This window comes from Priestia sp. KCTC 13724, from assembly GCF_056820425.1.
The window spans coordinates 25,620-45,581 of sequence record NZ_JBXDLD010000084.1 but is presented as its reverse complement, the minus strand read 5'-3'; the positions used below and the strand labels follow the sequence as shown (position 1 = coordinate 45,581).

At 36.6% G+C, this 19,962-nt stretch carries 20 protein-coding genes; all 20 read left to right on the top strand.

Translation table 11 applies throughout. The features are described from left to right. Positions 1-344 precede the first annotated feature (344 nt). The 20 genes from metG (at position 345) to AC1UFB_RS12410 (ending at position 19,958) form a co-directional block, all read left to right on the top strand. Positions 345-2,357 (top strand): methionine--tRNA ligase, encoded by a 2,013-nt coding sequence (gene metG / locus AC1UFB_RS12505; RefSeq protein ID WP_326046289.1) that lies wholly within the window; start codon positions 345-347, stop codon positions 2,355-2,357. A 72-nt stretch (positions 2,358-2,429) separates the two neighbouring features. Next, positions 2,430-3,200, top strand: coding sequence for a TatD family hydrolase (locus AC1UFB_RS12500; protein ID WP_100346506.1), 771 nt, complete (start codon positions 2,430-2,432; stop codon positions 3,198-3,200). Between the two features lie 167 nt (positions 3,201-3,367). Next, complete coding sequence (rnmV, locus tag AC1UFB_RS12495; protein ID WP_100346505.1) at positions 3,368-3,928, top strand: ribonuclease M5; 561 nt, start codon at positions 3,368-3,370, stop codon at positions 3,926-3,928. Further along, positions 3,925-4,803 carry a 16S rRNA (adenine(1518)-N(6)/adenine(1519)-N(6))-dimethyltransferase RsmA gene (gene rsmA, locus AC1UFB_RS12490; protein WP_025909817.1) on the top strand — a complete coding sequence of 293 codons (879 nt, stop codon included), beginning with the start codon at positions 3,925-3,927 and terminating at the stop codon, positions 4,801-4,803. Before rnmV ends, rsmA begins: the two co-directional genes overlap by 4 nt. A gap of 85 nt (positions 4,804-4,888) precedes the next feature. Next, a complete protein-coding gene (yabG, locus tag AC1UFB_RS12485; RefSeq protein ID WP_100346504.1) occupies positions 4,889-5,755 on the top strand; it encodes a sporulation peptidase YabG in 867 nt (288 codons plus the stop codon). Between the two features lie 291 nt (positions 5,756-6,046). After that, on the top strand, positions 6,047-6,280 hold the full coding sequence (veg, locus tag AC1UFB_RS12480) for a biofilm formation stimulator Veg (protein WP_025909819.1): 234 nt from the start codon (positions 6,047-6,049) through the stop codon (positions 6,278-6,280). A 147-nt stretch (positions 6,281-6,427) separates the two neighbouring features. Continuing rightward, on the top strand, positions 6,428-6,586 hold the full coding sequence (locus AC1UFB_RS12475; protein ID WP_100346503.1) for a protein sspF: 159 nt from the start codon (positions 6,428-6,430) through the stop codon (positions 6,584-6,586). A gap of 195 nt (positions 6,587-6,781) precedes the next feature. Beyond that, positions 6,782-7,651 carry a 4-(cytidine 5'-diphospho)-2-C-methyl-D-erythritol kinase gene (gene ispE, locus AC1UFB_RS12470; protein ID WP_100346502.1) on the top strand — a complete coding sequence of 290 codons (870 nt, stop codon included), beginning with the start codon at positions 6,782-6,784 and terminating at the stop codon, positions 7,649-7,651. 56 nt (positions 7,652-7,707) lie between these two features. Beyond that, a complete protein-coding gene (purR, locus tag AC1UFB_RS12465) occupies positions 7,708-8,529 on the top strand; it encodes a pur operon repressor (protein WP_025909822.1) in 822 nt (273 codons plus the stop codon). Positions 8,530-8,549: 20 nt separating this feature from the next. Next, the gene (locus AC1UFB_RS12460; RefSeq protein ID WP_025909823.1) at positions 8,550-8,927 is read left to right on the top strand and encodes a RidA family protein; all 378 of its coding nucleotides are present in this window, start codon (positions 8,550-8,552) and stop codon (positions 8,925-8,927) included. A gap of 144 nt (positions 8,928-9,071) precedes the next feature. Then, positions 9,072-9,362, top strand: coding sequence for a septation regulator SpoVG (spoVG, locus tag AC1UFB_RS12455; protein WP_025909824.1), 291 nt, complete (start codon positions 9,072-9,074; stop codon positions 9,360-9,362). A 195-nt stretch (positions 9,363-9,557) separates the two neighbouring features. Continuing rightward, positions 9,558-10,937 carry a bifunctional UDP-N-acetylglucosamine diphosphorylase/glucosamine-1-phosphate N-acetyltransferase GlmU gene (gene glmU / locus AC1UFB_RS12450; protein ID WP_100346501.1) on the top strand — a complete coding sequence of 460 codons (1,380 nt, stop codon included), beginning with the start codon at positions 9,558-9,560 and terminating at the stop codon, positions 10,935-10,937. Between the two features lie 18 nt (positions 10,938-10,955). Next, positions 10,956-11,909 (top strand): ribose-phosphate diphosphokinase, encoded by a 954-nt coding sequence (locus tag AC1UFB_RS12445; protein WP_025909826.1) that lies wholly within the window; start codon positions 10,956-10,958, stop codon positions 11,907-11,909. Positions 11,910-11,998: 89 nt separating this feature from the next. Then, positions 11,999-12,160, top strand: a complete 162-nt coding sequence (locus AC1UFB_RS12440; protein WP_482589358.1) for a hypothetical protein — start codon at positions 11,999-12,001, stop codon at positions 12,158-12,160. A gap of 74 nt (positions 12,161-12,234) precedes the next feature. After that, entirely contained in the window at positions 12,235-12,867 is a 633-nt protein-coding gene (locus AC1UFB_RS12435; RefSeq protein ID WP_025909827.1) for a 50S ribosomal protein L25/general stress protein Ctc, read from the top strand. An 89-nt stretch (positions 12,868-12,956) separates the two neighbouring features. Further along, entirely contained in the window at positions 12,957-13,514 is a 558-nt protein-coding gene (pth, locus tag AC1UFB_RS12430; RefSeq protein ID WP_025909828.1) for an aminoacyl-tRNA hydrolase, read from the top strand. A 61-nt stretch (positions 13,515-13,575) separates the two neighbouring features. Further along, positions 13,576-13,806, top strand: coding sequence for an anti-sigma-F factor Fin (gene fin, locus AC1UFB_RS12425; protein WP_025909829.1), 231 nt, complete (start codon positions 13,576-13,578; stop codon positions 13,804-13,806). A gap of 50 nt (positions 13,807-13,856) precedes the next feature. Further along, positions 13,857-17,405 (top strand): transcription-repair coupling factor, encoded by a 3,549-nt coding sequence (gene mfd, locus AC1UFB_RS12420; protein WP_412760574.1) that lies wholly within the window; start codon positions 13,857-13,859, stop codon positions 17,403-17,405. A 200-nt stretch (positions 17,406-17,605) separates the two neighbouring features. Next, positions 17,606-18,142, top strand: coding sequence for a stage V sporulation protein T (gene spoVT, locus AC1UFB_RS12415; RefSeq protein ID WP_025909831.1), 537 nt, complete (start codon positions 17,606-17,608; stop codon positions 18,140-18,142). 220 nt (positions 18,143-18,362) lie between these two features. After that, positions 18,363-19,958: a putative polysaccharide biosynthesis protein gene (locus AC1UFB_RS12410; RefSeq protein WP_100346498.1), complete on the top strand. Its 1,596-nt coding sequence runs from the start codon at positions 18,363-18,365 to the stop codon at positions 19,956-19,958. Positions 19,959-19,962 lie beyond the last annotated feature (4 nt).

Sequence of the window (19,962 nt, the reverse complement as noted above, 5' to 3'; positions counted from 1 at the left end):
AAGATTAAAGGAAAAACCGTTCCTTAAAAATAAATTGTCGTCGTCGCACAAGTCTAATTGTAAATAATTCCCAAATGGATAGAGCCACCTTTAATAAGGTATTTACTTTTTTGGCTCTAAACAGGAAAAAACATTAAACTGAAAATTGCGTCAACATTTATGCAACACTAGTGGTATTTTATCTATAAAAGAGGCAAAAATGGTAGAAGTAAACAGCATTTATTTAAATTTCTAATGTCTTTAGCTAGATGGTTTTCAAAACGTCCTAGAAAATAGTATTATAGAAGATAGAATAAATAGTTGATTTTATTTTTGTTCGAAATACAAAATACTGTATTTGGGAAGTGTTTAAACGGATTTTGGAGGTTATACAGATGGGAAATAATACGTTTTACATTACCACGCCAATTTATTATCCAAGTGGTAAATTACATATAGGACATGCGTATACAACAGTTGCAGGGGATGCAATGGCTCGTTATAAGCGATTAAGAGGATTCGATGTTCGTTATTTAACGGGTACGGATGAGCATGGGCAAAAAATTCAGCGCAAAGCAGAAGAAGAAAATGTGACTCCTCAGCAGTATGTAGATAATATTGTAGCAGGGATTAAAGACTTATGGGGGAAAATGGACATCTCCTATGATGACTTTATTCGCACCACAGAATCTAGACACAAAGAGGTTGTTGATAAAATCTTCAATCGTTTACTGGAGCAAGGTGATATTTATCTAGATGAATACGAAGGCTGGTATTCAGTTCCTGACGAAACTTACTATACGGAACTTCAATTAGTAGATCCAATTATTGAAGATGGAAAAGTAGTGGGAGGAAAAAGTCCAGACAGTGGGCACCCTGTGGAATTAGTAAGAGAAGAATCTTATTTCTTTAAAATGGGTAAATATGCAGATCGTTTATTAGCTTTTTATGAAGAAAATCCAACCTTTATTCAACCGGAATCTCGTAAAAATGAGATGATTAATAATTTCATTAAGCCAGGATTAGAAGACTTGGCTGTTTCACGCACAACCTTTGATTGGGGTATTAAAGTTCCAGGGAATCCTAAGCACGTTATTTATGTATGGGTTGATGCATTATCAAACTATATTACAGCATTAGGATACGGCACTGAAAATGACGAATTATACAAAAAGTACTGGCCTGCTAACGTTCATCTTGTAGGAAAGGAAATTGTTCGTTTCCATACAATTTATTGGCCAATTATTTTAATGGCACTAGATTTACCTCTTCCAAAGAAAGTCTTTGCACACGGATGGTTATTAATGAAAGATGGTAAAATGTCTAAGTCAAAAGGGAACGTCGTTGATCCAGTAACATTAATTGATCGCTACGGCTTAGATGCTTTACGCTATTATTTATTAAGAGAAGTCCCTTTCGGTTCGGACGGAGTGTTCACACCTGAAGCATTTGTAGAGCGTATTAATTTTGATTTAGCAAACGATCTTGGTAATTTAGTTAACCGTACAGTAGCAATGATTAATAAGTACTTTGATGGTGTCATTCCTATGTATGAGGGGAATGTAACAGGGTTTGATGCTCAGCTTGTGCAAGCTCAAAAAGATATGGTGAAAAAATACGAAGAATCCATGGAAAATATGGAGTTCTCAGTGGCATTATCAGCGGTTTGGCAGTATGTAAGTCGTACAAATAAATACATTGATGAAACAAAGCCTTGGACCCTGGCTAAGGATGAAGAGAAGCGTAATGAATTAGCTTCAGTAATGGTACACTTAGCAGAAGCTATCCGTCATACAGCTGTTCTCCTACAACCATTCTTAACGAGAACACCAGAAAAAATCTTTTCACAGATTGGTGTGAAAGAAGATGTGTTAAAGAGTTGGGAAAGTATTGAAACGTTTAACATGCTTCGTGAAGGTACGAAAGTAGAAAAAGGTGAACCAATGTTCCCACGTCTAGATCGTGATGAAGAAATTACATTTATTAAAGAAAAAATGTTAAGTTCATTGCCAGCACAGGAAGAGAAAAAAGAAGAGGTTCAGCCAGAACAAAGTGAAGAAATTAGTTTAGATGACTTCTTAAAGGTTGATTTACGCGTAGCAGAAATTATTCATGCTGAGCCTGTAAAGAAAGCAGATAAGCTATTGAAAATCCAGCTAGACTTAGGCTATGAAAAACGTCAAGTTGTATCAGGCATTGCTAAATTTTATAAGCCAGAGGAACTCATTGGCCGTAAAGTCATCTGTATTGTGAATTTAAAGCCAGTAAAATTACGTGGAGAACTTTCACAAGGAATGATTTTAGCGGGTGAGGATGCTAATGGCTTATCACTTGCAGAGGTTGACCAATCTTTAAGCAACGGAACTAAAGTAAAATAATAAGATAAGGGGGCGTTTCACGTGGAACACGGGAAAGCCCTCTTTTATTTCGTAAATGAAAGGAGCACTAATATGTTATTTGATACACATGTACATTTAAATGCAGACCAATTTAATGATGATTTAGAGGATGTTATTGAAAGAGCAAAAGAGCGCAATGTAGAAAAGATGGTCGTGGTTGGGTTTGATGAACCAACCATTAATCGAGCGATGGAACTTATTGGAAAGTATGATTTTATGTATGCTAGCGTTGGTTGGCATCCCGTAGATGCTATTGATATGAAAGATGAACATTTAACTTGGATTGAAGAACTAGCAGCACATCCTAAAGTGGTGGCTATTGGAGAGATGGGATTAGATTATCATTGGGACAAGTCACCTAAAGATATACAAAAAGAAGTATTTCGTAGACAAATTCGTTTAGCGAGAAAAGTAAATCTTCCAATCATTATTCATAATCGTGATGCAACAGAAGACGTCATAACCATTTTAAAGGAAGAGTCAGTGGAAGAAGTTGGTGGTATCATGCACTGCTTTACTGGGAGCATTGAAGTTGCTAAACAGTGTATGGATATGAATATGTACATCTCATTTGGTGGACCTGTCACGTTTAAGAATGCGAAGAAGCCAAAAGAGGTAGCAGCTGAAATTCCACTTGATAAATTATTAATAGAAACAGATTGTCCATATTTGACACCTCACCCTTATCGAGGAAAGAGAAATGAACCAGCATATGTCTCATACGTAGCAGAACAGATTGCGGAATTAAAAGGTATTAGCTACGATGAATTAGCAAAGCATACTACTGAAAATGCGCTAAAATTATTCCGAATTAATGACTAAATGTTTAACATATCTATTGGTTTAAAACAATGTTAAAATAAAAAGTATTAAATGGAATAACACTTGCAGAGGGTCTTGCAATCCTCTGCCTTTTTTCAGTTGATTTCATACTGATAGGTTAGAAGCAAAATGAAGAGAGAAAGACTTCATTTTTGAGGAGGTTCATAATGAAGATTAAAGAAATAATTGTGGTTGAAGGTAGGGATGACACTGTTACAATTCGTCGAGCAGTACAAGCTGATACAATTGAGACGAACGGTTCAGCCGTAAACGATGAAACCATTGAAAAGATAAAGCTAGCACAACAAACGAGAGGCGTTATTATCTTTACAGATCCTGATTATCCGGGTCAGCGTATTCGTAATATTGTTTCAGAAAAAGTTCCGGGATGTAAGCATGCATTTTTGTCAAAAGAACAAGCAAAAGGTAAAAATGGAAAAGGTATAGGCGTTGAGCATGCGTCTGTTGAAGATATTAGACAAGCTTTACAAGACGTGAAACAAGAATGGCAAGGAATCGATGAACAAATTACACAAGAGGATTTAATTGTTGCTCGCTTAATAGGTGATAGTGAAGCAAAAAGTAGGCGTGAGAGAATAGGTAAATCTTTGAAAATTGGTTATGCAAACGGAAAACAGCTACACAAAAGACTAAAAATGTTTCAAATTCCAAAAGATGAGTTTATCAAAGCTGTTCAGAAAATTAATCAGGAGGAACAAAAATCGTGACAAAAGATATTGCAACCCCAACTCGTACGAAAGAAATTTTAAAGAAATACGGATTTACGTTTAAAAAGAGCTTAGGACAAAACTTTTTAATTGATACTAATATTTTAAATCGTATTGTTGACCATGCTGAGTTGACAGATGAGACAGGAGCTATTGAGATTGGTCCTGGGATTGGGGCTCTAACTGAGCAATTGGCAAAGCGCGCAAAAAAAGTATTGGCTTTTGAAATCGACCAACGCCTGTTACCCATTTTAGCTGACACGCTTTCACCTTATCCGCACGCTAAAGTCATTCACCAAGACGTACTTAAAGCCAACTTGAAAGAGACCTTAGCACAAGAGTTTGAAGGTATTGAAGACTTAATGGTAGTAGCAAACTTACCTTATTATGTTACAACTCCAATTCTAATGAAGTTGCTAGAGGAGCAGATTCCTGTTCGAGGAATTGTTGTTATGCTACAAAAAGAAGTAGCTGACCGTATCGCAGCAAAGCCAGGGACAAAAGATTATGGTTCTCTTTCTATTGCTATTCAATACTATACGGAAGCTGAAACAGTTATGGTCGTCCCCAAAACGGTATTTAACCCTCAACCAAATGTTGATTCAGCTGTTATTCGCTTAATTCGACGTAATGAACCAGCCGTAAAGGTTGAAAATGAAGCATTCTTCTTCAAAGTTGTCAGAGCAAGTTTTGGTCAAAGACGTAAAACCATCTTAAATAATCTAGTGAATAATTTACCTAATGGAAAAGCAAATAAAGCTGCGATTGAACAAGCTCTTTCAGAAGCTTCAGTTGATCCAAAAAGAAGAGGAGAAACATTATCAATTGAAGAGTTTGGTAAGTTAAGCGATGAGCTAGGAAAATCGTTCGCATAGAATAATCACCTTTTTGCTTCGTGTTCATAGGCTATGAAGAGAGTTGAATATTTAGCTTTTAAGTAGTAAAGACGGAGTGAAGTTTATGAATATCAAAATTGGTGATATTGTAACACGTCCTTCTTATGATCGCGATTTGTTATTTCGCGTAATCTCGGTTAATGAAGGAGAGGAACAATATGCAACATTAATTGGAGAAGATATCCGCCTTATTGCTGATGCTCCTTTAACCGATTTAGAAGTTGTAGATGTTCAAGAGCAACAGCGACGAAAAGAACAAGAAAAGCAACTGTTAGAGAGGTCTCTAAAGCTGTTACGTCAAGATTACGACCTCATTCGAGAAAAAGCCGAATATGGTATGACAAATGGGTATAATCATTCACACCGCCTTTTTCAGATGCCAGGCAAGGTGCTACATGTAGATGGAGACCCTAACTATTTACAGAAATGTTTAGCAGTGTATGAAAAGATAGGCGTTCCTGTATATGGTGTACATTGTACAGAATCGGAAATGCCAAATAAAATAAGCGCCTTATTAGAAGAAGTGAGGCCTGATATTTTAGTATTAACTGGACATGATGCCTATTCAAAGTCAAAAGGTAATAAAAAAGATTTATTAGCCTATCGCCACTCTAAATACTATGTAAAAACGGTATACGAGGCAAGACGTAAAATTGCAAATCTAGATCAGCTTGTGATTTTTGCCGGCGCTTGTCAATCTCACTTCGAACAGCTAATACAAGCAGGTGCAAATTTTGCAAGTTCACCATCCAGAGTGAACATTCATGCTCTAGATCCTGTATATGTTGTAGCAAAGTTAAGTTTTACGCCTTTTAATGATCGTATTAACGTGTGGGATGTATTGCGTAATACATTAACAGGTGCAAAGGGGTTAGGTGGAATAGAAACCAGAGGACTTTTACGAACAGGTATGCCTTATGAAGCGGAATAATGAGTATAAGTCTGTTATGCAAAAGAGGATTTTAACCTTTTGTATAGCAGTTTTTTTATCTATATCTATATCATAGGTGAATTTATGTGCTATACATTTCTTTTATAAGAATTATTTTAAATAAATGTAAAACTTATACATATTGTAAGTTTGTTTGCACAAAATATAAAGGAAATGTAGATTTATGTAGAAAATTATTTGTTGACATCATTAGACATACATTGTTATAATTTTATGTTTTTGACTTTTTTATCTTTTTGTGTTACACTACGTATAGTGAGGTGGACCAATATGGCGAAAACTTTATCTGATATTAAGCAAGCGCTGGATTTGCACCTAGGTCAACGATTGACTTTAAAAGCAAACGGTGGACGAAGAAAAACGGTAGAGCGTTCAGGAGTCTTAACTGAAACGTATCCTTCTGTTTTTATTGTGGAGCTAGATCAAGAAGAAAACTCTTTAGAGCGAGTTTCTTATAGCTATGCCGACGTGTTAACTGAAACGGTTGAGCTAAAGTTTTTTTAAACCAAAAGTAATATAGTACGTAGCGGTGAGCAGTGGACGTTTTTGGTTTACTGCTTTTTTTATTGGGCTTTTTTTCAAAACATACTCTCTCTTTGGTGATTTATACTATAAGTACGGTTTGAGGTGTTTTAAAGGAGGCTTTACTAAATGAGCAGACGTCGAGGCGTTATGTCAATGAAATGTAAAGAGGAATTGGCTAAAGAACTTGATTTTTATGATGTTGTAAAAAGCCATGGATGGGGTGCTATTCATTCCAAGGATGCAGGTAACATGGTAAAGCGTGCCGTAGAGATAGCGAAAGAATAGCTGGCTAAGTCTTAGGTAGTAAACATGTTCTACTTGCTTTTTTAGAATAAAGGAATGAGGATCCGAAGTGGAAATCACTTCGGCTTTTTAGTGGTTTTTATACTTTTATACACTGTTTATGTAAAGATATATAAACCTTCCCATTTTGTGATAAAATAACTTTACAATTGATTAGATGAAGTAGGTGAAAGATTTATGAAGTTAATGGTTAAGGCACCAGCTAAAATAAACTTGTCCCTTGATGTATTACATAAGCGTACGGATGGTTATCATGAAGTTAAGATGGTCATGACAACAATTGATTTAGCAGACCGTATTGAGCTTTCGGAGCGTGAAGATGGTCGAATCGTTATTTATTCACATAATCGTTTTGTTCCTGATGATCAGCGGAATTTAGCATATCAAGCTGCACAGCTGCTTAAAAAGCGTTGCAAAGTGGACAAGGGTGTCAATATCTTAATTGATAAGCAAATCCCTGTAGCGGCTGGTTTAGCAGGAGGAAGCAGTGATGCAGCAGCTACCCTTAGAGGGCTGAACCAATTGTGGGACTTAGGTTTGTCTCTAGATATGCTTGCAGAGCTTGGAGCAGAAATTGGGTCTGACGTATCGTTTTGTGTGTATGGTGGCACAGCCCTTGCAACAGGAAGAGGAGAAGTAATTGAACATATTGAAGCACCTCCAAACTGCTGGGTGATTTTAGCAAATCCAGAAATAGGTGTATCAACAGCAGATGTATATCGCAATTTAAAGGTGCAAAATGTGAGTCATCCTAATGTAGAAGGGATGATTGAAGCAATTGAAGCAGGAAATTATAGGGAAATGTGTAAATGTGTAGGGAATGTATTAGAAGAAGTAACGTTAAAGATGCATCCGGAAGTTTTATTAATTAAAGAACAAATGAAGCGATTTGGAGCAGATGCAGTTCTCATGAGCGGTAGCGGACCAACGGTTTTTGGACTTGTACAGCATGATTCTCGTATGCACCGTATTTATAACGGCTTACGAGGTTTCTGTGATAAGGTATACGCTGTCCGGCTTATTGGAGAACGAATAACGCTTGAATAAATACGTATATTAGTGTTATATTTGTAATAAAATATTCGGATTTTAGGGAGGAAGTTATGAAGTTTCGACGTAGTGGACGTTTAATTGATATGACGAATTATTTCATTCAAAACCCTCAGCGCCTTATTCCTCTGACATATTTTGCAGATAAATATAACTCTGCAAAATCATCTATAAGTGAAGATATGGCGATTATAAAGCAAACTTTTGAACAACAAGGTATTGGTACGCTTGTTACTTTACCAGGGGCAGCTGGTGGCGTGAAATTTATGCCAAAGATGTCAAATGAAGAAGCAAGTCAACTTGTTGAAGAGTTATGTGGGATGATTGAAAAACCAGAGCGACTATTACCCGGTGGATATTTATATCTCACAGATATTTTAGGAGACCCTCGTGTTGTAAATAAGATTGGTCGTCTATACGCATCTTTATTTGCTAATCGCAAAATCGATGTAGTTATGACTGTGGCAACAAAAGGAATTCCAGTTGCTTATGCAGTAGCACAATACTTAGATGTACCGGTTGTGGTAGTAAGAAGAGATAGTAAAGTAACTGAAGGTTCAACGGTAAGTATTAATTACGTATCCGGTTCTTCAAAGCGTATTCAAACCATGCTGTTAGCCAAGAGAAGCCTAGCTGTAGGGTCGAACGTTTTAATTATTGATGATTTTATGAAAGCAGGCGGAACAGTTAATGGGATGATTAGCTTGCTTGAAGAGTTTGATGCAACAGTTGCGGGAATTGGAGTTTTAGTTGAATCAGAAGACATTGAAGAGCGTCTAGTAGATGAATACATCTCTCTTGTACAACTGAAAGATGTTAACATAAAAGAGAAACATATCAGCGTACAGGAAGGGAACTATTTAAAATATATTTAAGGTTGGGGGAGGAAGTAATCATGTTACAAGTTCAAACAAAGCAAGCGCCACAGGCTATTGGACCTTATTCTCAGGGAATTGTTGTTAATAATTTATTTTACAGTTCAGGGCAAATTCCTTTACGTCCAGATGGAACGCTAGTTGAAGGGGATATTAAAACACAAACTGAACAAGTATTTCAAAACCTTAAAGCAGTTTTAGAAGAAGCTGGTGCTTCACTGAATACGGTAGTAAAAGCAACTGTATTTATTAAGGATATGGATAATTTTGCTGACCTTAATGAAGTATATGCACAATACTTTGGTGATCATAAACCTGCGCGTTCATGTGTAGAAGTAGCAAGGTTACCAAAAGATGTTTTGGTTGAAATTGAAGTAGTTGCGCTAGTAAAAGGATAAATTAACTAACTAAAACCAAATTATTTCCAATTGTTCACTTTTTTTGCGAAAATTTTCTAAAAACTTTTCTGTAGAAGCAGGAAAAACAAAAATTCCGTGGAATTTATGTAGTAAAGCTTCGCATAGGAAAAGGTGGTGAACAAAATGGAAGTAACTGACGTTAGATTACGCCGCGTAAACACTGAAGGACGTATGAGAGCGATTGCTTCAATCACATTAGATGGTGAATTTGTTGTTCATGATATTCGAGTGATTGATGGTAATAACGGCTTGTTTGTAGCAATGCCAAGTAAACGTACACCTGATGGTGAGTTCCGCGATATTGCACATCCAATTAATTCTAATACTCGCGGAAAAATTCAAGATGCTGTTTTAGCAGAGTATCATCGATTAGGTGAACTAGAAATTGAATTTGAAGAAGCGGGTGCTTCATAACATATGATAGATTAAAAGCCTACTTGACAGTAGGCTTTTTATTTTGTCCGTCTCTTCTATCCATAAACTTTCTTCATTATAAAAATTTAACAAAATTTTAAAATAAAATGAATGACTTTCGAATGATTTCTTGAAATGAGGTCATTTTTGATATAATATTCTTAATGGATAAAAAGGTAAAATTGGAGGCCTGTTATGTCAAAAAGATATGCAGTCATATTGGCAGCTGGTCAGGGTACACGTATGAAGTCATCTTTATATAAAGTGTTACACCCTGTGTGTGGAAAACCAATGGTACAACATGTAATCGACCAAGTGTCAAATGTTTCATTAAGTAAATTAATTACTGTTGTAGGCCATGGTGCCGAAAAAGTGAAATCACATGTTGGAGATAAAAGCTTATTTGCTTTGCAAGAAGAGCAATTAGGAACAGCTCATGCAGTCATGCAAGCAGAATCTTTACTTGCACATGAAAAGGGTACGACAATTGTTGTTTGTGGTGATACGCCACTTATTACAACGGAAACAATCGAAGCGTTGCTCAAGCATCACGAAGAGACAAATGCAAAAGCAACAATTTTAACAGCTCATGCTCAAGATCCAACTGGATATGGGCGAATTATTCGCAATAGCTCTGCCACAGTTGAAAAGATAGTTGAGCACAAGGATGCAACTGAACAAGAGAGAGCAGTAAAAGAAATTAATACAGGTACGTATTGCTTTGATAATGAAAAGCTATTTGAGACGCTTTCAAAAGTATCAAATAACAATGTTCAAGGTGAGTATTACTTGCCGGATGTGATTGAGATTTTGAAAAATGAAGGGGAAATCATTTCAGCTTATCAAACAAGTGACTTTGCTGAAACATTAGGTGTAAATGATCGCTTTGCGCTTTCACAAGCAGAAGAAACAATGAAGAAACGTATTAATAAGAAACATATGTTAAATGGGGTAACAATCATTGACCCATCTAACACATATATTTCAGCAGATACAGTCATTGGACGCGATACGGTTATTTATCCAGGAACAGTAATTCAAGGTGCTGTATCCATCGGTGAAAACTGTGAAATCGGACCTAACAGCGAAATCAAAGATTGCCAAATCGGACATAATACATCTATTCGCCATTCAGTCGCTCATAATAGTGAAATTGGTCAATCCGTAACGATTGGACCATTCGCGCATATTCGTCCACAATCTATGATTGATGATGAAGTAAGAATAGGAAATTTTGTCGAGATTAAGAAAGCATCATTTGGTAAAGGAAGTAAAGCTTCACATTTAAGTTATATTGGGGATGCAGAAGTAGGTCAGAATGTAAACTTGGGGTGCGGATCAATTACCGTTAATTACGATGGGAAAAACAAATTCTTAACTAAGATTCAAGATGGTGCATTTGTTGGTTGCAATTCAAATTTAATTGCACCAGTAACGATTGGAGAAGGCGCTTATGTAGCCGCTGGATCTACCGTTACAGACGATGTGCCGGGTAAAGCTTTATCAATTGCTCGTGCAAAACAAGTTAATAAAGAGAACTACGCTGAAAAGCTTGATATTAATAAAAAATCCTAACGGAGGTTTTACAACAAAATGCCAAATGTATATGCTGATGAAAATTTGAAATTGTTTACGTTAAATTCTAATAAGGCTTTAGCTGAACAAATTGCTAAGGTGATTGGTGTTGAATTAGGAAAGTGTTCTGTAGATCGCTTTAGCGACGGAGAAGTTCAAATTAATATTGAAGAAAGTATTCGTGGTTGCGATGTATTTATTATTCAATCAACAAGTGCCCCTGTTAACGAACATTTAATGGAGTTACTTATTATGATTGATGCTTTAAAACGTGCATCTGCTAAAACAATTAACATCGTAATTCCCTACTACGGTTACGCTCGCCAAGACCGTAAAGCGCGTGCTCGTGAGCCAATCACAGCTAAATTAACAGCAAACCTTATTGAAAAAGCTGGTGCGACTCGTATCATCACATTAGATCTGCATGCTCCACAAATTCAAGGTTTCTTTGACATTCCAATTGATCATTTAGTAGGTGTTCCAATCTTAGGTGAATACTTTAAGAGTAAAAACCTTGATGACGTTGTCATCGTGTCTCCAGACCACGGTGGTGTAACACGCGCACGTCGTTTAGCAGAACGTTTAAAAGCACCAATTGCTATTATTGATAAGCGTCGTCCACGTCCAAACGTTGCGGAAGTAATGAACATTGTTGGTCAAGTAGAAGGCAAAACGGCAATTTTAATTGACGATATGATCGATACAGCTGGTACCATTACATTGGCAGCAAATGCACTTATTGAGTCAGGTGCAAAAGAAGTATATGCATGTTGTACACATCCAGTCCTATCAGGACCTGCAATTGAGCGCATCCAAAATTCTAAAATTAAAGAATTAGCAGTTACAAACTCGATTGCACTAACAGAAGAAAAGAAAATTGACAAAGTAACAGAGCTTTCAGTTGCTCCTTTAATGGCTGAAGCAATCATTCGTGTTCATGAAGAGGAATCAGTGAGCACACTATTCGATTAATTTGTTGAAAAGAGGCTGGGACATAAGTAATTCAGCCAATGATAAACCTGAACGATTGAGAGTTTCTCACTTTTAATCGTTCAGGTTTTTTGGTTGATTGTGAAAACAATGTTGGGGCCGTAGCGCAATGGAACGAACGTGTTCAGACAAACCAAAAAGATTGGAACAGCTATTGTTCGTCTCTTAGAAGCAATCATTTTGTTATGTCCCAAACTCTTTTTTATTGTAATCATAGCACTAATACAAATTAATTTGATTTTGAAGTTTAATCATTTTCTAATTAGGGTACATTTTAATATAGAAAACATACTGGAAGGTGAAGAATATGAGTATTTCAATTCAGGCAAAAGAAAGAACGAGCTTTCAAAACTCTGTAAATAGAAAAATTCGTGAAGAGGGTAATTTTCCAGCAGTTGTTTATGGTAATAAAGTAGAACCTACGTCAATTTACTTAAATAGCGCTGAGTTTATTAAAACGATTCGCGAAGCAGGTCGAAATGGCGTATTAACGTTACATGTAGGCAAGAACAAACATTCAGTTATCTTGCATGAAATTCAAACTGATCCATTAAAAAACGAAATTGTACACGCGGATTTCCAAGTTGTTGATATGTCTGTAGAAATTGAGTCTACGGTTACTTTATCGTTAGTTGGGGAAGCTAAAGGTACAAAAGAAGGCGGCGTGTTACAGCAGTCCCTATACGAAGTAACAGTGCAAGGTTTACCGCAGGATATTCCATCATCAATTGATGTAGACGTAACTGAGTTGGGGGTTAACGATGTATTAACCCTACAAGATGTAAAAGTAGATGGTAAAATTGAAATTACACAAAGTCTTGAAGAGCCAGTTGCTTCAGTACTACCTCCACAACAAGAAGAATTACCTGATAGTGGAGAACAACAAGGTGATGAAGAAAATCAAGAAGTAGAAGCAACAGAACAAAAAGACAAAGAATAATACAAAGGCGTAACCAAAAGGTTACGCCTTTTATGATGAATTGATTATAATAAGAAGGGTAGAGTGTTTAAAGAGAAAGGAGCATTTCGTTGAAATTAATTGTTGGATTGGGTAACCCTGGAAAAGAATATGATCAAACACGTCATAACATCGGTTTTATGACAATTGACGAACTTGCAGATTACTTTGATATTAAGTTGGATCGTACAAAATTTAATGGACTTTATGGCATGGGAATGGTGCGAGGAGAAAAAGTTCTTTTATTAAAGCCATTAACATATATGAACCTCTCGGGAGAAAGCATTCGTCCGCTGATGGAATATTATGACATCGATGTGGAAGATTTGCTTGTTATTTATGATGACTTGGATTTGCCTTGTGGAAAAATACGCTTGCGAACAAAAGGCAGTGCAGGTGGTCATAATGGAATTAAATCAATTATTCAGCACTTAAAAACACAAGAATTCAACCGTGTTCGCATTGGCATTGATCGTCCTAAAAATGGCATGAAAGTTGTAGACTATGTACTTGGAAGGTTTACATCTGAAGAGATGATTGAAATGAATGGAGCCATGGAGAAATCGGTTAAAGCTAGTGAAGAGTGGTTATCTAAACCGTTCTTAGAAGTAATGAATCGATATAATTAACAGGAATAAAGCTCTCTCTAAATGCTAATACTAACAATAAAACATTTAGGAGGGCTTTATTCTGTCTATTCATTATTTCTGTAGACATTGTCATGCAAAAGTCGGTATGATAGAAGGGAAAGAATATAGCACAGAAAAACTAGGCTTTCATCATTTGACAGCTGATGAAAGGCAAGAGCTAGTTCAATACCAAGCGAATGGCGATTTAATTGTCAAAACAATTTGTGAAGATTGCCAGGAGGCTTTAGATCGAAACCCAGACTATCATCAGTATGAAACATTTATACAATAAAAAGCTTTGGTTATATACCAAAGCGTTTTTCTATTTACTTACATAGCAACATGGGAGGAGGGAATTCCTTGAGAGGGATTATACAACGTTTCGTTGAAAATGGTGAAATAAATACAATTGTTAATAGCTTAAAAGAAGGTCTAAAAGAACAATTAATAACGGGAATTTCTGGTTCAGCACGTTCAGTTTTAATGGGGCTACTGAATGAAAATGAAGGTTATCCGTTGTTAGTGGTTACTCATAACTTATTTCAGGCTCAAAAGGTGTATGAAGATTTAGTACATCTTTTACCGAACAAAGATGTGTTTCTCTATCCAGTTAATGATCTTGTAGCAACAGAAGTAGGAATTGCTAGCCCAGAGTTAAAAGCACAAAGGATTGAAGCATTAAACCATTGGAGCCATAAACAATCTGGTATTGTTGTAACCACTGTATCAGGAGTAAGAAAAATTCTTCCACCTAAAGCTAGGTGGGAACAAACTCAGTTAATATTTCAAAATGGTCATGATATTGATGTTGACCACTATTTGCAAAAGTTAATTCAGTTGGGATATGAACGAGTGTCAATGGTTTCAGCTCCAGGAGATTTTAGCGTACGTGGAGGAATTATTGATGTTTACCCACTGACAGAGGAACTTCCTGTTCGAATTGAGCTTTTTGATACGGAAATTGATTCTATTCGTACTTTTACGCTTGAAGATCAACGTTCTCAAAAGCAGTTAAATAAAATTAGTATTGGACCTGCTACAGAGTTTATTTTCTCAGAGGATGAGTTAAAAGATGGAACAGTGGAACTTGAAAAGCGTTTAAGTGATAGTTTAGCCAAAGTAAAAGATAAAGCAATAAAGGAAAAGCTGATTGAAAACATTCAAGGGGAAATTGAACAGCTAAAACAAGGACAAACATTAGACAATATGTTTAAGTATTTGTCTCTGTTCTATAAACAGCCCGCTAGTTTGCTAGATTATCTTCCAGAAGGTGGAGTTGTTTTTTTTGATGAGACAACTCGTATCCAAGAGACGTCTGAACAACTTGATAGTGAAGAAGGCGAATGGGTAACGGAGCTGCTGGGACAAGGTCAGGTTGTACGAGATGTACAGCTTTCGCATCCGCTTGCAGGATTAATTCAATCAACGCCACATCAGCTAATTTACACATCGTTATTTCTAAAACATGTTTCATATACAAATCCACAAAATATCGTGACTATTTCATATAAGCAAATGCAGCAGTTCTATGGGCAGATGAATTTATTAAAAGGCGAAATTGAACGATGGAAAAAAGTAAACTACACAATTGTTATGCTTGGAGCAGATCGTGAGAGAGTTACCAAACTAGAGAGTGTATTAGCTGATTATGATATTGAAGCAGCTATTTTAGACGGCGATGGCCAGTTAATGCCAGGGATTGTTCAAGTCATTGAAGGGGATCTTCAGGCTGGGTTTGAACTTCCAATGCAAAAGCTAGCGGTATTAACAGAAGAGGAACTATTTAAAAAGCGTGTAAAAAAGACAAAGAGACGCCAAAAACTATCTAATGCAGAGCGTATTAAGAGTTACTCTGAATTAAATGTTGGCGACTATGTCGTACACGTGAATCACGGAATTGGTCGCTATTTAGGTATGGAAACTCTTGAGATAAATGGAAATCATAAAGACTATATCCATATTAAATATGAAGGCTCTGATAAATTATATGTTCCTGTTGAACAAATCGACCAAGTGCAAAAATACGTTGGCTCCGAAGGCAAAGAGCCAAAAGTATACAAACTAGGCGGTAATGATTGGAAGAAAGTGAAGCGTAAAGTAGAATCTTCTGTCCAAGATATTGCTGACGATTTAATTAAACTGTATGCAGAGCGTGAAGCCAGCAAAGGATACGCTTTTTCTCCAGATGGAGACCTACAGCGTGAATTTGAACTTTCATTCCCGTACCAAGAAACTGAAGATCAACTGCGCTCTATCCAAGAAATCAAAAAGGATATGGAAAAAGAGCGTCCAATGGATCGCTTACTATGCGGTGACGTTGGGTATGGGAAGACGGAAGTCGCTATTCGTTCTGCTTTTAAAGCGGTCACAGATGGTAAGCAAGTCGCAATACTCGTGCCAACAACGATTTTAGCTCAACAGCACTTTGAAACGATTCGAGAAAGGTTTCAAGACTATCCGATTAATATTGGGCTCTTAAGTCGCTTTAGAACTCGAAAGCAACAGCAAGAAACAATTAAAGGTTTAAAGGACGGTACGGTTGACGTCGTAATTGGAACCCATCGTTTATTATCAAAAGATGTGATATATAAAGACTTAGGACTACTAATTATTGATGAAGAGCAACGTTTTGGTGTAACCCATAAAGAGAAAATTAAGCAAATGAAAGCAAATGTAGACGTGCTAACGCTGACTGCTACGCCAATTCCACGTACACTGCACATGTCAATGCTAGGTGTAAGGGATTTATCAGTAATCGAAACGCCGCCTGAAAATCGTTTTCCAGTTCAAACGTATGTAGTAGAGTACAATCCTGTATTAGTACGTGAAGCAATTGAGCGTGAACTAGCGCGAGATGGCCAGGTATACTTTTTATATAATAGGGTTGAAGATATTGAGAGGAAAGCTGAAGAGATTTCGATGTTAGTACCCGATGCTCGCGTAACGTATGCTCATGGTAAGATGAATGAAACGGAATTAGAAGCTGTTATTTTAAGCTTCTTAGAAGGCGAATATGATGTGTTAGTTAGTACGACAATTATTGAAACAGGTGTTGACATTCCAAATGTTAATACGCTTATTGTTAATTATGCAGATAAAATGGGATTATCGCAGCTGTATCAGCTCAGAGGGCGTGTAGGTCGTTCTAACCGCGTTGCGTATGCATATTTCACATACCACAAAGATAAAGTATTGACAGAAGTCGCTGAGAAAAGGCTACAAGCAATTAAAGAGTTTACCGAGCTTGGTTCAGGGTTTAAGATTGCGATGCGCGACTTATCTATTCGTGGGGCTGGAAACCTTCTAGGTGCACAACAACATGGATTTATTGACTCAGTTGGTTTTGATTTATATTCTCAAATGCTTAAAGACGCCATTGAAGAACGACGCGGCACAGATGAGCAGAAAAAGAAAATACAGGTTGAAATTAATCTAGACCTAGACGCATATATACCGGATCAATACATTACAGACGGGCGTTTAAAAATTGAAATGTACAAGCGTTTCCGTGCTATTGAAACATTTGATGATATTCAAGACTTACAAGATGAGATGATTGATCGTTTTGGTGAATATCCAGTTGAAGTGATGCATTTATTTACGGTAGCTGAAATAAAAGTATATGCCAATACGAACCTAGTGGAATCCATTACTCAATCAAAGCAAGACGTTACGATTTTATTATCTGAAGAAGCTAGCTCTACTGTAGACGGTCAAAAATTATTTATGTTAGGTAATGAGTTTGGCAGAATGGTCAGCCTAGGTATGGAAGGTAAAAAAGTGAAGGTTGTTATTAATACAAAAGAACTTGCACAAAAAGAATGGCTGAAAATTGTTCACCATTTAACGCGTGATTTAGCAAAAGTTAAGAAGGAACAAGTTCCAAATTAAAAAACAAAACCATTTGTCGCTTTTAAACAAATGGTTTTGTTTTTTGAGAAAAAGGGAACTTTTTAACAAAAAAGAGATGGTTGGTGAATAGAAGTTGCATAGTAACGCATACTAACCTCAACACCGGTGAATGATTAATGAATTATTTCACTCATTCACCTACTATTTTTAATCATCAGATGAAAGAGAGGCTTTAATCAATGAAAGCAACAGGTATTGTTCGTCGTATTGATGATTTAGGGCGTGTCGTAATTCCAAAAGAAATTCGAAGAACGCTCCGTATTCGTGAAGGCGATCCATTAGAGATTTTTGTTGATCGTGATGGAGAAGTCATTTTGAAAAAGTATTCACCAATCAGCGAGTTAAGTGATTTTGCTAAAGAATATGGTGAGGCTCTTTACGATAGCCTAGGTCATCCCGTATTAATTTGTGATCGCGATACATTTATTGCTATTGCAGGTATTTCAAAAAAAGAGTATTTAAATAAAAACATTAGTTCTCTAGTTGAATCTACAATGGAAAGTAGAAGCTCAACTTTAGTGAAAGAAGGCAAAAGCTTAGAGTTTGTTGATGGGCATGAAGAAGAAATTTCATCTTATACAATTGGTCCAATTATTGCGAATGGAGACCCGATTGGAGCGGTAATTCTCTTCTCAAAAGAGAAATCCCTTGGTGAAGTAGAGCATAAAGCTGCTGAAACTGCTGCAGGTTTCTTATCTCGTCAAATGGAGCAATAAGCGACAGATCTAATCAATGTTATTTTAATTTATCTATGAAAAGACAGCAGAACTGCTGTCTTTTTTCTATGTGGTTTTTTCTGTAAAACACATAAAGAGCACGCAATGAGAACGTGCTATAATATAAAAGTCTTACAATACCAGGTTAACTGCATATGCCTTTAGAGGTTGATATTGCAAGGTCATCATAAAGAATTGGTATAATACGAAAGGTGTCATGATGCAGAAGAAATCAAATGTTTTAATGTTACTAAATGGCGCTGTTATCTTAACCTTAGCTGGTCTTTTTACAAAGATATTAAGCGCTAGTTACCGAATTCCATATCATCATATTGCAGGTGATGTTGGGTTTTATATTTATCAACAAGTATATCCTTTATACGGGATTATCTTACAAATTAGCACGTATGGATTTCCCGTCATTATTTCAAAACTGGTCTCAGAACATGTGGCGAATAATGAAAAAAAACAAGCTATCCAGGTTATTCAAGTCAGTTTTGTGTTTTTGAGCATGTTAAGCCTCATGCTGTTCGGTATTCAGTATGGGTTTGCAGAGAATATTGCGACCTTAATGGGAGATAAAGAGTTAACGCTATTAGTTCAAATTATTTCATTTTCATTTTTATTTGTTCCATTTGTCGCAAGCATTCGAGGATACTATCAGGGGTTAAATGAAATGCTCCCAACAGCTGTGTCTCAAGTATCAGAACAAACGCTTCGCGTAGCAACAATTTTACTGTTATCTTTTCTGCTCGTTAAAAATAACTACAGTCCTTATATAGTAGGCGCAGGCGCAATATTTGGTTCAGTTGTAGGTATTACTTTTTCATTAATGGTACTCATTTTCTTTTTATTTCGAAGTCGTGTAGTTACTACATGGAGTTTCTCGAAACAAACGTTTACAGGGGCAGTTCCTATTTTAAAAAAGGTAGCCGTTCAAGGCATAATCATCTGTATTAGTGGGATGGGGTTGCTATTAATTCAACTGATTGATTCCTTTACCTTATATCCTTCTCTTCTGACAAGCGGAATTGACGCTGAAAAAGCTAAGGGAATGAAAGGTATTTATGACCGAGGCGTGCCTTTAATTCAGCTTGGAACGGTTGTTGGAACAGCATTCTCACTTTCACTTGTTCCGGTTATATCTTCAGCTATCGCTCAAAATGATTGGGCATTTGTAAAAAGTAAGGTTAACGTTTCAATCAAGCTTTCGTTGGTTGTTGGTGTCGGTGCATCTTGTGGACTAGCGGGCTTAATGGAACCAATTAACCACATGTTATACGGGAACATTGAAGGTTCGCAAGTCCTTAAAATGTTAAGTATGCTCGTTATTTTTACAACGATATCTGCTACTATAGCCGCTGTACTGCAAGGGATTGGTCGAATGAAAGCACCTGCATACGCCATTTGTATCGGTGTGGTTATCAAAACCCTGCTTAATTTGTGGCTTGTTCCTATTATGTACACAGAAGGGGCCGCGATTTCGTCTGCTATTAGCTTCTTAGTTATTACCGTTATGAACAGCATATTTTTGTATAAAGTACTTGGCCCAAAAAACAAGCTCATTCGTCATGCGGTAAAAATTATAGCAGTCGGTCTCTTAATGGTAATGGTATTAAGAGGGTATTTGTGGACAATGAATGGTATACTAGATGCACATTCAGTCAGTAGAGGATTAAATGTGGGTATTGCACTATCAGGTGTTATGTTTGGTGGCCTTTTTTATTTAGCTTTAATTATCAAAAGCAGCATTTTTACCAAAAACGAATTAAGAGACGTTCCCCTAGGAAAGTGGCTCATAAAATACATCTTATAGTTTA

Bases quoted from the DNA above. Each gene is read 5' to 3' on its own strand.
- AC1UFB_RS12500 (WP_100346506.1), top strand. From the start codon at position 2,430: ATGTTATTTGATACACATGTACATTTAAATGCAGACCAATTTAATGAT.
- rnmV (WP_100346505.1), top strand. From the start codon at position 3,368: ATGAAGATTAAAGAAATAATTGTGGTTGAAGGTAGGGATGACACTGTT.
- yabG (WP_100346504.1), top strand. From the start codon at position 4,889: ATGAATATCAAAATTGGTGATATTGTAACACGTCCTTCTTATGATCGC.
- veg (WP_025909819.1), top strand. From the start codon at position 6,047: ATGGCGAAAACTTTATCTGATATTAAGCAAGCGCTGGATTTGCACCTA.
- AC1UFB_RS12475 (WP_100346503.1), top strand. From the start codon at position 6,428: ATGAGCAGACGTCGAGGCGTTATGTCAATGAAATGTAAAGAGGAATTG.
- ispE (WP_100346502.1), top strand. From the start codon at position 6,782: ATGAAGTTAATGGTTAAGGCACCAGCTAAAATAAACTTGTCCCTTGAT.
- purR (WP_025909822.1), top strand. From the start codon at position 7,708: ATGAAGTTTCGACGTAGTGGACGTTTAATTGATATGACGAATTATTTC.
- AC1UFB_RS12460 (WP_025909823.1), top strand. From the start codon at position 8,550: ATGTTACAAGTTCAAACAAAGCAAGCGCCACAGGCTATTGGACCTTAT.
- spoVG (WP_025909824.1), top strand. From the start codon at position 9,072: ATGGAAGTAACTGACGTTAGATTACGCCGCGTAAACACTGAAGGACGT.
- glmU (WP_100346501.1), top strand. From the start codon at position 9,558: ATGTCAAAAAGATATGCAGTCATATTGGCAGCTGGTCAGGGTACACGT.
- AC1UFB_RS12445 (WP_025909826.1), top strand. From the start codon at position 10,956: ATGCCAAATGTATATGCTGATGAAAATTTGAAATTGTTTACGTTAAAT.
- AC1UFB_RS12435 (WP_025909827.1), top strand. From the start codon at position 12,235: ATGAGTATTTCAATTCAGGCAAAAGAAAGAACGAGCTTTCAAAACTCT.
- mfd (WP_412760574.1), top strand. From the start codon at position 13,857: ATGGGAGGAGGGAATTCCTTGAGAGGGATTATACAACGTTTCGTTGAA.
- spoVT (WP_025909831.1), top strand. From the start codon at position 17,606: ATGAAAGCAACAGGTATTGTTCGTCGTATTGATGATTTAGGGCGTGTC.
- AC1UFB_RS12410 (WP_100346498.1), top strand. From the start codon at position 18,363: ATGCAGAAGAAATCAAATGTTTTAATGTTACTAAATGGCGCTGTTATC.